A 13,470-nucleotide genomic window follows, 5' to 3' on the forward strand; every position below is an offset into this window, starting at 1 on the left:
CGCCGGGAGCCGGGATCGCGCTAGCCCTCGGCCGGCGGCGGCGCCTTGCGGGAGCGGCCGCGGCCCGGCTTCTCCGCCAGGGTGGCATCGGCGGCCGTCGCCTTCGCGGCCGCGGCCTTCCGGCGGCCCTGCCCGAGGCCCGCGTTCTTGGCGAGCTCGGAGCGCTGCGCCGCGTAGGTGGCGGCCACCATCGGGTAGTCGTGCGGCAGGCTCCACTTCTGCCGGTACTGGTCCGGCGTCAGCCCGCGTCCCGCGAGGTGGCGCTTGAGGGTCTTGTAGGGGCGCCCATCCTCCAGGCTGATGATGTGGTCCGGCGTCACGGTCTTGCGGATCGGGACCGGGGGCGACAGCTTCTCGGGCTCCGGCGCCGGCGGCTGGGTCAACTTGTTGAGGGCGGCGTGCACCGATGCGATCAGATCCGGGAGGGCGCCGGGCTGCACGACGTTGTTGGCGACGTACGCCGCGATGATGTCGCTCGTTCGCTCGATCTGGTCCGGAGCGGATGTTTCGACGTCACTCATCGTGAGGCCCTCGCGCTGGAAAGCCAGATGGGAAATGAAAAGCTGCGGATCGTCAATGTAGAATCGACAAACCCCTAGCTGACACACAGGAGTTCTGCTCAAATCCGTCCCTCCAGCTGGGTCTGCCCGCGCCAGCGCCGATTCGCCGGCAGGGCAACACGGGACGGCGGAGGAGCCCGATTCGGGCAGGGGCGGGGAGGGCGCGGCCGGGTGCCCGCCCGCCGGCCGACCCCGCGGCGCGCCCGGGAGCCGCGGCGCTCCGCCTCAGCCGGGCGCGTCGAGGGCGCGGGCGTCGGGCATGCCGGCCTGCGCGCCGGGCGAAAGGCAGGCCAGGGAGGCGCCCCGGCAGGCGCGCGCGAGGGCGTCCGCGAAGGCGCGGCCCTGGTCGAGGCCGGCCGCGAGGATCCCCACGAAGGTGTCGCCCGCCCCGGTGGTGTCGACGGGCCGCACCGCGAGCGCGGCGGCCCGCTCCAGCCCGCCGTCCGGGTGGAACGCCGCCGCGCCCCGGCTCCCGGCCGTCACCACGCAGGTCACGGCCCCCTCGGCCGCGAGGCGCGCGCCCGCGCCCTCCGGCGTCTCGCCCGGGTGGCCGAGGGAGGCCGCGGCGGCGCGCGCCTCGTGCTCGTTGACGACCAGGATGTCCGCCGCGCCGAGGAGCGCCCGGAGGTCGGCCCCGGCGAGGTGCGCCGGGACCGGCGCCAGGTTCCAGACGACGCGCCCGCCGGCCGCGCGGACCCGGCGCGCGACCGCGAGGGAGGCCGGGAGGGGCACCTCCATCTGCAGCACCGCGAGGGTCGCGGGACCGAGGAGGTCGTCCGGCACCACGCCGCCCGCGAGCGCCGCGTTGGCGCCGCTCGCGACCGTGATGGCGTTCTCGCCGCCGGCGTCCACGGTGATGAAGGCGCAGCCCGTGGGCTCGTCCCCGGCCGCCACCAGCGCGACGGCGACGCCCTGCGCCGCGAGGTTGTCCCGGCAGGCCGCGCCGAAGCCGTCGCGTCCGACGCGCCCCGCCATGCCGACGCGGCCCGGCGGCAAGACCCGGGCCGCCGCGACGGCCTGGTTCGCCCCCTTGCCGCCGAACAGCGTCGCGTAGCCGGGGGCGAGGACGGTCTCCCCCGGGCGCGGAATCGCCGCGACCTGCGCGACGAGGTCGACGTTGATCGAGCCGAAGACCAGGATCACGGCGCGCCCCCGCCGGTCAGCCGCCCGCATCCATGGCGTGCAGCTTGTCGACCCGGCGGCGGAAATCCGCGTCGGTCGAGAACTCCGCCGCGAGGTAGGCGGTGATCAGGTCGTTGGCGAGCCAGGGACCGACGATCTGGGCACCGACGCACATGACGTTGACGTCGTCGTGCTCGACGCACTGGTGGGCCGAGTGGACGTCGTGGCACACCGCGGCCCGGATGCCCTTCATTTTGTTGGCCGCGATGGAGGCCCCGACGCCGGTGCCGCAGACCATGAGGCCGCGGTCCGCCTCGCCCGACGTGACCTTGCGGGCCACCTCCCGGGCGATGTCGGGGAAGTCGACCGGCTTCTCGTCGAAGGAGCCGACGTCGATCACCTCGTGCCCGAGGGCGCGCACGTGCGCGACCACGGCGCCCTTGAGCATCCAGCCGGCATGGTCCGATCCGATCACGAGACGCATGGAATCCTCTCCATCCTGTTCGATACGCGGCGGCGGCGTCCGGGCCGCGCCGCCGGGGTTGCCCTGACGTCGCCTCAGCTCCGCATCTCGGGCGGAAGCTCGCTGCCGTGGAACTTCGCGTAGATCGCGTTGAGCTTGCCGTTCTTCAGGTTGGCGGCGATCCACGCGTTGAGCGTGTCGAGGAACCGCGACTCGCCCTTGCGCACGCCCATGGCGAGGTCGAAGGCCGTGATCGGCACCTTCGGCTCGAAGGCGCGCGCGGGGTTCTTCGCACCGATCTGGTTGACGATCGTGGCGGAGGTCGCGACGCAATCCGCCTGGCTCGAGACCGCCGCCGTCACCATCGTGGCGTCGTCCTCGTAGCGGGTGATCTTCAGGTCGCGGTCCTTCATGTTCGTCAGCGTCGTGTCCTGCGTCGTCCCGCGCGAGACCGCGATGGTCTTGCCCTTGAGGTCGGGCCAGCCCTTCGCGTCGATGGACTTCAGGCAGCCGACCACCGATTGCAGCGCCGCGTAGGGCTTCGAGAAGTCGATCACCTTGGCGCGCTCGGGCGTCACCGACAGGGTCGAGATGATGACGTCGGCCTTGTTGGTCTGGACGTTGGGGATGCGGGTCGCCCCCGTGGTCTGCACGAACTCGAGCTCGAGACCGAGGTCCTTGGCGAGAAGCTGCGCCGTCTCGACGTCGGAGCCCGTCGGCTTCAGGCTCGGGTCCATCATGCCCGAGGGCGGGATCGCGAGGTCGGTCGCGACGCGGATCTTCTTCGCCTTCATGACGTCGTCGAGGAGGTCGGCCCGGGCGCCGCCGGGGGCGAGGAGGCAGGCCGTCGCGAGGAGGGCCGCGAGAGCGGGGCGTTTCATGGTGGTGTCTCCCTGGTGGTCGCGTTCGTCGTCACAGGCCCGTGCCCACGAACTGGGCGAGCTCGGGGGTGGCGGGTGCCGCGAGGATCGCGGCCGGTCCGCGCTCGTGCACCCGGCCGCGATGCATGAACACCACCTCGTCGGCGATGCCCTTCGCGAAACCCATCTCGTGCGTGACCATGACCATCGTCATGCCCGACGCGGCGAGCGCCTCGATCACCTTCAGGACCTCGCCGGTGAGCTCCGGATCGAGCGCCGAGGTGACCTCGTCGAACAGCATCACCTCGGGCTGCATGGCGAGCGACCGGGCGATGGCGGCGCGCTGCTGCTGGCCGCCGGAGAGCTGCTCCGGGTAGGCCCGGAGCTTGTCGGCGAGGCCGACCTGGGCCAGCACGGTTTCGGCGAGCGCGCGCGCGTCGGCGCGCGGCATCCCCTTCACGGCGGTCGGCGCGAGGGTGATGTTCTCCTCGATGGTGAGGTGCGGAAACAGGTTGTAGCTCTGGAACACGATGCCGACGTCCTGGCGCAGCGCCCGCAGGTCGAGCCCGGGGTCGTCGACGCGGTGGCCGCAGACCCGGATCTCGCCCCGGTCGATCCGCTCGAAGCGGTCGATGCAGCGCAGCGCCGTGCTCTTGCCCGAGCCCGACCGGCCGATGATCGCCAGGACGTCGCCGCGGGCGACCTCGAAGCTCACGCCGTCGAGGACCTTGAGCGGCCCGAAGCTCTTGTGCACGTCCCGCAGGACGACGACGGGCTCGGCGGCGGCATGGCGAGGGGTGTGCTGCATGGCGCGCGGCGCCTCCGTTAGGCCGGCATCAGCGTCGTGCGTCCCCGCGCGCCGCGGCGCTCGAGACGCTGGCTCAGCCGCGACAGGGGGAAGCACAGGGCGAAGTAGACGATCGCCACGATGGCGTAGATCAGGAAGGGCTCGAACAGCGAGTTGTTGATGATCTGGCCGGCCCGCGCGAGCTCGACGAACCCGACGACCGAGGCGAGCGAGGTGTTCTTGACGATCTGGACCATGAAGCCGACGGTCGGCGGCGTCGCGATGCGGAATGCCTGGGGCAGGATCACCTTCGCCATGCGCTGCGTGCGCGAGAGCGCCAGCCCCTCGGCCGCCTCCCATTGCGGGCGCGGCACCGACTCGATCGACCCCCGCCAGATCTCCCCGAGGTAGGCCCCGACGTAGATCGTCAGGGAGGCGCCGGCGGCGGCGAGCGGCGACACGGTGATGCCGAGCGGCGGCAGGCCGAAATAGGTCAGGAACATGATGACGAGGAGCGGCGTGCCCTGGATGAGCTGCACGTAGGCGCCGCTCAGGACCCTCACGGCCCGGCTCGGCGAGATCCGGCAGAGCGCCACGAGGAAGCCGACGAGCCCGCCCCCGAGGAGCGCGATCAGCGACAGCCCGACCGTCCAGAGCGCGCCCTGGCCGAGGAACAGCAGGTGGTTGAGGTTGAGGGAGCCACTCATGCGCGTCCTCAGAGCGGGGTGCCGAGGCGCCGACGCCGGGGGAACAGGACGAGGCCGAGGCCCCAGAAGCCCGCCCGCATGACCAGCGAGAGGACGAGGTAGATCACCGCCACGACGATGTAGGTCTCGAAGGCGCGGTAAGTGTCCGACTGAATGTAGTTCGCGACGGCGGTCAGCTCCTCGGCGGAGATCTGGGAGGTGACCGACGAGGCCAGCATCAGGAGCACGAACTGGCTGGTCAGGGCGGGGTAGACCCGCTCGATCGCCGGCAGCAGCACGACGTGCCGGTAGATCTGCGCGCGCGACAGCGCCAGGCCCTCCGCGGCCTCGATCTGGCCGCGGGGGATCGCGTCGAGCCCGGCCCGCACGATCTCGCTCGTGTAGGCGCCGACGTTGATCGTCAGCGCCAGCGCGGCGACCGCGAAGGCCGAGAAGCGGAAGCCGAGGCTCGCGAGCCCGAAATAGACGAGGAAGATCTGCACGAGGAGCGGCGTGTTGCGGATCGCCTCGACGTAGACCTCGCAGAGGCGGGACACGGCCGCGCTCCGGCTGCGGCGTCCCACGGCGGCGAGGCCGCCGATCGCGCCGCCGACCAGCGTCGCGATGACGGCGAGCTGGAGCGTGAGGAGGGCGCCCTCGAGGAGGCTCGGCCACCGCTCGAGCACCGCGCCGAAATCGAGCTGGAGCGTCACGGCCTGCCCGTCGCCTCAGCCGGCCGCCCGGCCCGTCATGCGGTCGTAGACGCGGAACAACGCCTGGTTGCCGTTCCGGCCCTCGCCGTGGGCCCGCGCCTCGATGTACTGGCTCGTGACGAGGGCGGTGGCCGGGAGCGGCACGTCGAGGGCGCCGGCCTGCTCGAGGACGAGGCGCAGGTCCTTCAGCATCAGGTCGATGCGGAAGCCTGCCGCGACGTCGCCCGCGATCATCGCGGGCCCGAGCTTGTCGAGCATCCACGAGGCCGCCGAGCCGCCGAGGAGCACCTGCCGGAGCTGGTCGAGATCGACCCCCGACGCCCGCGCCAGCGCCAGCGCCTCGCACACGGCCTGGATGTTGATGCCGCAGATGAGCTGGTTGCACAGCTTCACGGCCTGGCCCGCGCCCGCGGCGCCGACATGCGTGATCGTCGTGCCCATGGCGCGCAGGAAGGGCTCGGCCCGCGCGAAGGCGGCGGCGTCGCCGCCGGCCATGATCGTGAGGGCGGCGTTGCGCGCGCCGGCCGGCCCGCCCGAGACCGGGGCGTCGAGGAGATCGATCCCCTCGGCCCGCAGGTCCGCGTGCATGCGCCGGACCGCCACCGGCGAGATGGTGCTCATGTCGACGACGAGGCGGCCGCGGGGCGGCGCGCGCAGAAGGCCGGCCTCGCCGTAGACCACGGTCTCGACGTGGGGGGTGTCCGGCAGCATCGTGACCACGATGTCGGCGTCCCGCGCGGCCTCGGCCGGGTTCGCGGCCGCCGCCGCGCCGTGCGCCGCGAGGTCTGCCACGGCCTCGGCGCGGACGTCGTAGCCGCGGACCCGGTGGCCGGCCCGCACGAGGTTGAGGGCCATCTCGCGGCCCATCGTGCCGAGGCCGATGAAGCCGACGCTTCCCGCTTCTCCCTCGCGCGTCATGGTTCAGGTCCTTCTTCCTGGGTGGACGGCGGGGTGGCGCCCGCGCCGGGGGGCAGGCCGACCGCGGCCTGGCGCCGAAAATCGTCGCCGATGGCGAAGTGCCCGCGCAGGACGCGGTCCGCCCGGGCCGGATCGCGGGCGGCGACCGCCTCGAAGATCCGGCGGTGGTCCTCGATCAGGTAGGCCTTCATGGCGCCGTCGGCGCGCACGAGCCCGCGGCGGTCGACGTGGGAGCGCATGAGGACGGCCGCCATGGCGTCGTGCAGGACGCCGAGCGTGTCGGAATGCCCCGCCGTCACGATGGCCCGGTGGAACGCGAAATCGGCCGCGCCCCCGGCCTGCGGATCGTCTATCGTCGCGTCGATCCGGCCGAGCGCCGCCCGCAGGCGCTCGAGGTCGGCGACGTTCGCCCGCTCGCAGGCGAGCCGGACGGCCTGGCACTCGACCGCGATGCGGGCCTGCATCAGGTCGTCCGCGACGTCGGCCTGCTGGGCGAGAGCGAAGGTGAAGAAATCGTTGAGGACCCTGACGTCCGGCCGGCGGACCACGGTGCCCGAGCGGTCGCGGATCTCGACGATGCCGAGGGCGTTCAGGGCCCGCAGCGCCTCGCGCACGACGGGGCGGCTGACGCCGAGCTGGGCGGCGAGCTCCCGTTCCGGGACGAGGCGGTCGCCGGGTCGCAGCGAACCGGCCAGAAGGCGCTCCCGCAGGAACGCGAACACGGCCTCGAACCCGGTGCGGCCCTCGTCGGCGCGCGTGATTTCCATCCCGACGATCACTTCTGATGACCTTGGTCAGACCAATACGGGGGCCACCAGCGCCCTGTCAACCCGGCCGCCGCGGCCCACGGCCGCCGCGGCCGGACCGCGTCCGCGCAAGAACTTGGCGCGCTGCCCGAAGTCTGGCAAGTTGCCGCACCCGCCAGGACGGCAGCAGCCGCCACAGACCTTCGGGTTACTGGCGGGATGATGTGGACTCCGATGACAAGCGCAGGATCTCGAAGACTGGGATCAGTCTGATGCCCGACCGGGCGAGGAAGCGGCTCATGAACAAGGGGATGGCCCTGAACTGCCTGGCCACCGCGACCTTCGCCCTCGCGGTCAGTCCCGCTTGCGCGAAAGCCCCGCAGATCGGCAGCGCCGAGGTCGTCATACCTGCCGTCCAGAGCGAGTCCTTGGAGAACACTGTCTATCTGGAGCCGGGATCGCAAGTCTATCAGGATAACATCATCAGAACACATCAGATCGGGGCGATCACGCTGCGCTTCGTTGACCGCACGACCCTGACGGTGTACCCGAATTCCGAGGTCAAACTCGATAAATTCGTCTATAATCCTGACCAGACAATTGGGCAGGTTGTATTGAACCTGCTGACCGGTGCGATGCGCCTCGCGTCAGGCGGCCCCAAGACCTCCGACAAGTACGAGTTGCGCACGCCCCACGCGACGCTCGGCATCCGCGGCACCGTCATCCACATGGTGGCGAACGAGGATTTCACGGTGGTGCAGGCGCTGCACGGCGCGTTCCATGCCTGCAGCACCGTCGCGCCGGTGTGCCGGTCGGTGGAGGCCTCCGACATCCTGAACGCCGTCCGCTTCTGGAAGGACGGCCGGGCCGAGCTGCTCCGGACCTCGCCGAACCTCGGCGTGCGCAGCGCGGAGGGGAGCGGGACCACGCCGAGGGGCGGCCCGGACCTGGCCGCAGACGGACCCGCGGGCGCCCGGACGGCCCCCGAGCGCGAGGCCTCCGGCGGGCTGCCGGGTGCGGGCGGACCCCGGTCCGGCTTCGACGTCGACGCGGTGCTCACCCTCGGCGGGCTGTTCGAGCGCGGCCCCTCGTCGGGCGGCGCGGGGGGCGCCCAGTGCTTCGTGCGCGGGACCGGCATCCGCACGCGGACCGGCGAGCGGAGCATCGAGACCCTGCGCCCCGGGGACGAGGTCGTGACGGCGCAAGGGGCGGCGCGGATCCGCTGGGTGCCCCGGCAGCATTTCCGCCGCGCGCCCGGGCAGCCCTGGCCGGACGCCGTCATGCCGGTCCTGATCGAGCCGGACGCGATCGCGGCCGGCATCCCGAGCCGCGCGCTGGTCGTCTCGCCGGAGCACAGCCTCTCCCTCGACGGCCGCCTGATCCCCGCCGGGTGCCTCGTCAACGGCCGCACCATCCGGCGGATCGACTATTCCGGCCTCCACCTCGATTACTTCAACATCGAGCTGGACCACCACGCGGTGATCTTCGCGAACGACGTTCCGGTCGAAACCTTCTTCCCCCAGCAGGAGGGCGAGCGTCAGCACTGGGACAACGTCGACGGGTTCCGGCGCCGCCACCCGGCCTCGGAGCACGAGCTGTTCGCGCCCTGCGCCCGGTACGCGTATCACCCGGGACGGTGGCAGTCGGCCAAGGAGCGCCTGCGCCGGTCCGTCCTGGCGCGCGCCCCGCGCGAGGACGCCGCGGGCGCCGCCCGGTCGCGCCTCGCCGCGCGGGCCGAGGCCCTGCGGGACGAGGCCGCCGCGCCCGGGATCCGCGCCGCGCAGGCGGCGTCCCCGGCCGACGCCTGAGCCGTCCTGCCGGTGCGGGGAGGAGGGCGTCCCCGCCCGGCGCGGATGCCTGCTCACGTCGTCTCGACCTCCGCCGTCGCGAGCGTCGCGCCGAGCGCCCGGTAGAACGCCGCCAGGTGGGGGGCGGCCGCCTCGCAGCGCGCGAGCGCCCGGTGCAGCGCGGGCCGGCGGCCCTCCGCGGCGGAGGCCAGCAGCCCTGCATGCTCGTCCGCCAGGGACCGGAACCACGCGCTCGCGGCCACGCCCTCGTCGCCGACGAGGGCGTAGAGGCGGGTCCGCGAGGACTTGCCCTTCAGGCCGGTCTCGCCGACCTCGAGGAGCGCGAATCCCGGCAGCATCGCGGCGGTCGAGGCCGACACCAGCACGTCGGCGCCGACGCTCTTGCAGCTCGCCTCGATGCGGGCCGCGACGTTCACGGCGTCGCCCACGGCCGAGTAGTTGAAGCGCTGCTCGGACCCCATGTTGCCGACGCAGGCCTCGCCGGTGTTGATGCCGATGCCGATGCGCACCGGTCGGCCCCGGTAGGCCGTGGCCTCGAGGCCGAGCGCGTCGGTCGCGTTCATCGCGGCCACGGCCGCCTGCACCCGCAGGGCGGCCCGGCAGGCCGCCGCCGCGTGGTCGCGGACGTCCACCGGCGCGTTCCAGAAGGCCATGACGGAGTCGCCGATATACTTGTCGATGGTGCCGAATTCCTCGAGGATGATGTCGGAGATCGGCGTGAACAGCCGGTTCAGGAACGTGATGAGCTGCGGCGCGGTCAGGGTCTCGGACAACGCGGTGAAGTCCCGGATGTCGAGAAACAGGATCGACAGCTCGCGAATGTCGCCTCCCAGCTTGAGGGCGTCCGGATGCTGCTCGATCCGGTGGACGAGCGCCGGGGCGATGTATTGCGAGAAGGCCTGGCGGATGAAGCGTTTCTGCTGATCCGTCGCGATGTAGAGCTGGCCGTTGACGGCGACGTAGACGATCAGGCCGGCGACGGCCGGGTAGGTCGGGTCCACGAGGAGGCCGAACTGGGCGAACGCCGTCCACGAGGCGGCCAGGATGCTCGCCGTGATCGCGCCGCCGACCAGGAAGGAGAACTTGGCGCCGAGCCTGAGCAGCAGGAGCGTCATGCCCAGGGCGACGACGAGCGTCAGGCAGAGCTCGAAGCCGTCGGCCCAGTCGGGCCGCTCGAGGAAGTCGCGGCCGATGATCTGGTCGATGGCCTGGGCGTGGATCGAGACACCCGGCACCTGCTCGCCGAGCGGCGTCACCCGCAGGTCGAGGAGGCCGGCGGCCGAGGTGCCGACGAGGACCACCTTGCCGCCGATCCGGTCCCGCAGCGCCGGCGCCCGCTCCGGGTCCAGCACCTCCGCGGCCGAAACGTAGCGGTCGGCCCGCTCGCGCTGGAACCTCACCCACATCTCGCCCGACCCCGTCACCGGGATCGTGTGGGATCCGGTGCGCAGCGCGATGACGCTGACCGCCGCGCGGTCCGCGACGCCGGGGCTCTCGACGCTGCGCACCGTGATCGTGCCGGCGCGGTCGTTGAGCCGCAGGGCCTCGAGCGAGAGGCTCGGATAGATCCTCCCGCCGATGGCGTAGAGCATCGGGACCCGCCGGACGATGCCCTCGGTGGCGCCGAGCGTCAGGCTGATGCTGCCGAGGCCCTCGGCGGCCGCCGCGAGCCGGGCGATCGGCGAGACGCCGCCCCGGGCCGCCACGAGGGCGGCGGTCGGGTCGGGGCCCGCGAAGGCGATCGTCGCCCGGGGCGGCAGGAGCGAGCCCCTCGGCTCGGGAAGGGACGCGAACCCGAGCACCGCGTGGGCCGACGCCAGCGCCGACGCGAAGGCGAGGTCGTGATCCGGCAGCGCCGCCAGCACGGCGTCGAGCAGGGTCCTGTCGACCTTGCCCGACAGCCCGTCGACGAACTGGCGCCCGGACGCGCGGTCCGTCTCGGCGAAGATGATGTCGAACCCGACGGTGCGCGCGCCGAGGTCGGACAGGCGCCGCGTCATGTCGGCCATCACGGAGCGCGGCCAGGGCCACTGCCCGTAGCGTGCCAGCGACGCCTCGTCGATGTCGACGATGACGGTCGGCAGGACCGGGGCCGCCGTCCAGGACAGGCGCTGGTACAGGTCGAAGACGCGCTCGCGCGACGCGGCGAGGACCTGCGGGTCCGCGAGCCGGACCCCGAACAGCAGCACCGTGAGGGCGAGGGCGACCACGACGACTTGCAGCGATTTGCTGTTCATCAGGGCTTCGTCCCGGCCGTGCCCGGCGCGCCATGCTAGAGCATTTCCCGGCAGGCCGGAAACCGCCCCGCCGCGGTCGGGGCGAGGGGCGGCCCCGCTCCTCGTCCCGCAGGGGGATCAGGGCAGCCCGTCCCCGCCGAGGCAGCGCAGGGCCAGGAGGTCGTCGAGGGTCGGACTGAAGCCGAACGCGAGCAATCCCCAGACCGGCTCCGTCGCCAGCAGGACGGCGAGCGCGAAGGCGAGCCGGATGGCGAGCGGCGACCGGGCCCGGCCGATCAGCCCTGCGGCGCCCCGCCGCGTCACGCGCCCGGCCCTCCTGCGGCCGCGGCCATGTCGCGGCGCCCGGCCCGCAGGACCCGCCAGCCCGCCGCCAGCATCGCCGCACCCCAGACCAGGAAGCCGACATCCCAGTAGAGCCAGTGGCTGTGCGGCGCCTGTTCGTTGACGTGGTGGACGCCGAGCAGGTGATGGTCGATCAGGCCCTCCACGCAGTTGAAGAGGCCGAACCCGATCAGCAGCGTCCCGGCGAGCATCGTGTTGGACCAGGCGAGGTGGCTGCGGTGCGCGGCGCGCCACAGGATGTACAAGCCGAGGATGACGAAGACGTAGGTCGCGGAGTGGAAGATCCCGTCCCAGAGCGTGTTCAGCTCGAGGTTCCGGAGGTTGTTCACGGGATACCAGCTGCTCAGCATGTGATGCCACTGGAGCACCTGATGCAGGATGATGCCGTCGAAGAACCCGCCCAATCCCAGCCCGAAGAGGATGCCGGCCGAGACCGGGAAGGATCGTGCGTGCGGTGGGGCGTCCATCGGGGCGATTCCTGTTCCGGAGACGGCGGAGCCTCCCGCGTCGCGGGGCGCACGCAACAACCTGGGATAGGGCACGGGCGCGGATGCGGGCGCCGTCGCGGCCCCGCGAACCGCTCGCCCCGGCCCGCCTCCGGCGGCCGCAAGGCTCCGGGCCGTCCCCGGCCGAGTGCCGCCCGGTCGCCGAGGGGCCGGGGCCACCTGCCGCGCCGGCGATCCCTAGACCGAGCGCTCCGCCGGCCCGCGCGCCGGCTCGGGGCGGATCGCGAGGCGCAGGAAGCTCACCGCGCTCGCGACGCCCGCGAACGCGCCGCCGAGCCCCAGCGCCAGGGCCGGACCGTGCGCGTCCGCGAGCGCGAAGCAGGCCGCCACGAGCGCCGCGCCCACCGTCTGGCCGAGGAGGCGCGCGGTGGCGACGATGCCGCTCGCCCCGCCCGAACGCGCCGGCGGTGCGCTCGTCATGATGGCGCGCAGGTTCGGCGCCTGGAAGAAGCCGAAGCCGGCCCCGCAGACGGCCATCCGCCAGGCGATGTCAGCGACGCCCGGGTTCGCCGGCAGGGCCGCGAGCAACCCCATGCCGACCGCGAGGCCGGCGAGCCCGATCCCGCCGAGGAGACCCGGCGGGTAGCGGTCCGAGAGGCGCCCGGCCAGGGGCGCCATCAGGGCCACCACCACGGGCCAGGGCGTCATCAGGAAGCCGGTCTCGACCTGCGAGCGCCCGAGCGTGTGCTGGAACAGGAACGGCAGCGAGACGAAGGCGAGGCCCTGCGCCGCGAAGGAGCACACCGAGGTCGCGGCCGAGAGCGCGAAGAGCGGGCGCCGCAGGAGATCGACGGCCAGCATCGGCGCCGGGTGGCCGGCCTGCCGGCGCAGGAGCAGCGTGCCGCAGGCGAGGGCGCCGGCGATCTCCGAGAGGATGCGCCAGAGCGGACCCTCGTGGGCGGCCTCGCCCAGCCCGAGCACGAGGAGCGCGAAGGTGGCCGCGGTGAGGAGCGCGCCGGGCGCGTCGAAGCCGTGCCCGGAGCGTCCGGTGTCCGGCAGCGCGGTCCAGGCCAGGGCCAGGGCCCCGAGCCCGATCGGCACGTTGACGGCGAAGAGCCAGGGCCAGGGCGCGGCGACGAGGATCAGGGAGGCCACGGTCGGGCCCACCGCGAAGCCGACCCCGACCACGAAGGCGTTGAGCCCGACGCCGCGCCCGAGCTGGTGGGCCGGGTAGATGAAGCGGATGAGCGCGACGTTGACGGCCATCAGCGCGCTCGCGCCGACGCCCTGGAGCACGCGGGCGGCGACGAGCGTCGGCAGGGTCCAGGCCAGGGCGCAGACGAGCGAGGCGCCCGTGAACAGGACGAGCCCGGCGACGTAGATCCGCTGCTGCCCGACGATCTCGCCGAGGGCCGCGATCGGCAGCAGCGTCGCCACGACGGCGAGCTGGTAGGCGTTGACGATCCAGACCGAGGCGCCGGGATCGACCCCGAGATCGGCCGCGATGGTGGGCAGCGCGGTGTTGGCGATGGCGGTGTCGAGGGTGGCGAGCGCCACGCCGGTGAGCACCGCGGCCATCGCCCGTCCGCGCTGCGCCGGCGGCAGGCCGTCGCGGACGAGGGCGCCCGGCGTGGGACTTGGGGAGGACATCCGGGAACACGCTCGCGTCGGAGGACGACCGCTCAATGCGTCCGCGGCGTCGCCTTGGCAAGCGCGCCGCACCTGACCCGGGACGGCCGGCCGCGTCCGCGCAAGCGGGGGAGTGTGCCATTCCTACTTGGC

Annotated in this window: 14 protein-coding genes; 1 reads left to right on the plus strand and 13 read right to left on the minus strand. The window is 73.1% G+C overall.

Annotated features, from left to right (window positions below; genetic code table 11):
• Positions 1-20: 20 nt before the first annotated feature.
• The 9 genes from DT057_RS21650 to DT057_RS21690 all read right to left on the minus strand — a co-directional run bounded on the left by DT057_RS21650 (position 21) and on the right by DT057_RS21690 (position 6,876).
• Positions 21-521 (minus strand): Ros/MucR family transcriptional regulator, encoded by a 501-nt coding sequence (locus DT057_RS21650; RefSeq protein ID WP_128564181.1) that lies wholly within the window; start codon positions 519-521, stop codon positions 21-23.
• Positions 522-785: 264 nt separating this feature from the next.
• Complete coding sequence (locus DT057_RS21655; RefSeq protein WP_128564182.1) at positions 786-1,703, minus strand: ribokinase; 918 nt, start codon at positions 1,701-1,703, stop codon at positions 786-788.
• A 16-nt stretch (positions 1,704-1,719) separates the two neighbouring features.
• On the minus strand, positions 1,720-2,166 hold the full coding sequence (rpiB, locus tag DT057_RS21660; RefSeq protein WP_128564183.1) for a ribose 5-phosphate isomerase B: 447 nt from the start codon (positions 2,164-2,166) through the stop codon (positions 1,720-1,722).
• Between the two features lie 74 nt (positions 2,167-2,240).
• Positions 2,241-3,026 (minus strand): transporter substrate-binding domain-containing protein, encoded by a 786-nt coding sequence (locus DT057_RS21665; RefSeq protein WP_128564184.1) that lies wholly within the window; start codon positions 3,024-3,026, stop codon positions 2,241-2,243.
• A gap of 31 nt (positions 3,027-3,057) precedes the next feature.
• Positions 3,058-3,813 carry an amino acid ABC transporter ATP-binding protein gene (locus tag DT057_RS21670; protein ID WP_128564185.1) on the minus strand — a complete coding sequence of 252 codons (756 nt, stop codon included), beginning with the start codon at positions 3,811-3,813 and terminating at the stop codon, positions 3,058-3,060.
• 17 nt (positions 3,814-3,830) lie between these two features.
• Positions 3,831-4,499 carry an amino acid ABC transporter permease gene (locus tag DT057_RS21675; RefSeq protein WP_128564186.1) on the minus strand — a complete coding sequence of 223 codons (669 nt, stop codon included), beginning with the start codon at positions 4,497-4,499 and terminating at the stop codon, positions 3,831-3,833.
• Positions 4,500-4,507: 8 nt separating this feature from the next.
• Positions 4,508-5,191: an amino acid ABC transporter permease gene (locus DT057_RS21680; protein ID WP_128564187.1), complete on the minus strand. Its 684-nt coding sequence runs from the start codon at positions 5,189-5,191 to the stop codon at positions 4,508-4,510.
• A gap of 15 nt (positions 5,192-5,206) precedes the next feature.
• Positions 5,207-6,109 carry an NAD(P)-dependent oxidoreductase gene (locus DT057_RS21685; RefSeq protein WP_128564188.1) on the minus strand — a complete coding sequence of 301 codons (903 nt, stop codon included), beginning with the start codon at positions 6,107-6,109 and terminating at the stop codon, positions 5,207-5,209.
• Positions 6,106-6,876, minus strand: coding sequence for a FadR/GntR family transcriptional regulator (locus DT057_RS21690; protein ID WP_128564189.1), 771 nt, complete (start codon positions 6,874-6,876; stop codon positions 6,106-6,108). Before DT057_RS21690 ends, DT057_RS21685 begins: the two co-directional genes overlap by 4 nt.
• Before the next feature lie 278 nt (positions 6,877-7,154).
• Here DT057_RS21690 and DT057_RS21695 point away from each other — a divergent pair, with 278 nt between their 5' ends.
• The gene (locus DT057_RS21695; protein WP_162501463.1) at positions 7,155-8,663 is read left to right on the plus strand and encodes a Hint domain-containing protein; all 1,509 of its coding nucleotides are present in this window, start codon (positions 7,155-7,157) and stop codon (positions 8,661-8,663) included.
• A gap of 53 nt (positions 8,664-8,716) precedes the next feature.
• Here DT057_RS21695 and DT057_RS21700 read toward each other — a convergent pair whose 3' ends face one another.
• The 4 genes from DT057_RS21700 to DT057_RS21715 all read right to left on the minus strand — a co-directional run bounded on the left by DT057_RS21700 (position 8,717) and on the right by DT057_RS21715 (position 13,338).
• On the minus strand, positions 8,717-10,900 hold the full coding sequence (locus DT057_RS21700; RefSeq protein ID WP_128564191.1) for a CHASE2 domain-containing protein: 2,184 nt from the start codon (positions 10,898-10,900) through the stop codon (positions 8,717-8,719).
• Positions 10,901-11,017: 117 nt separating this feature from the next.
• Positions 11,018-11,203, minus strand: coding sequence for a hypothetical protein (locus DT057_RS21705; protein WP_128564192.1), 186 nt, complete (start codon positions 11,201-11,203; stop codon positions 11,018-11,020).
• Positions 11,200-11,709: a DUF2243 domain-containing protein gene (locus tag DT057_RS21710; protein WP_128564193.1), complete on the minus strand. Its 510-nt coding sequence runs from the start codon at positions 11,707-11,709 to the stop codon at positions 11,200-11,202. Before DT057_RS21710 ends, DT057_RS21705 begins: the two co-directional genes overlap by 4 nt.
• A gap of 216 nt (positions 11,710-11,925) precedes the next feature.
• Complete coding sequence (locus DT057_RS21715) at positions 11,926-13,338, minus strand: MFS transporter (protein ID WP_128564194.1); 1,413 nt, start codon at positions 13,336-13,338, stop codon at positions 11,926-11,928.
• Between the last annotated feature and the right edge of the window lie 132 nt (positions 13,339-13,470).

The sequence above is a fragment of the Methylobacterium crusticola genome (genome assembly GCF_003574465.1).
Lineage (GTDB): Bacteria > Pseudomonadota > Alphaproteobacteria > Rhizobiales > Beijerinckiaceae > Methylobacterium > Methylobacterium crusticola.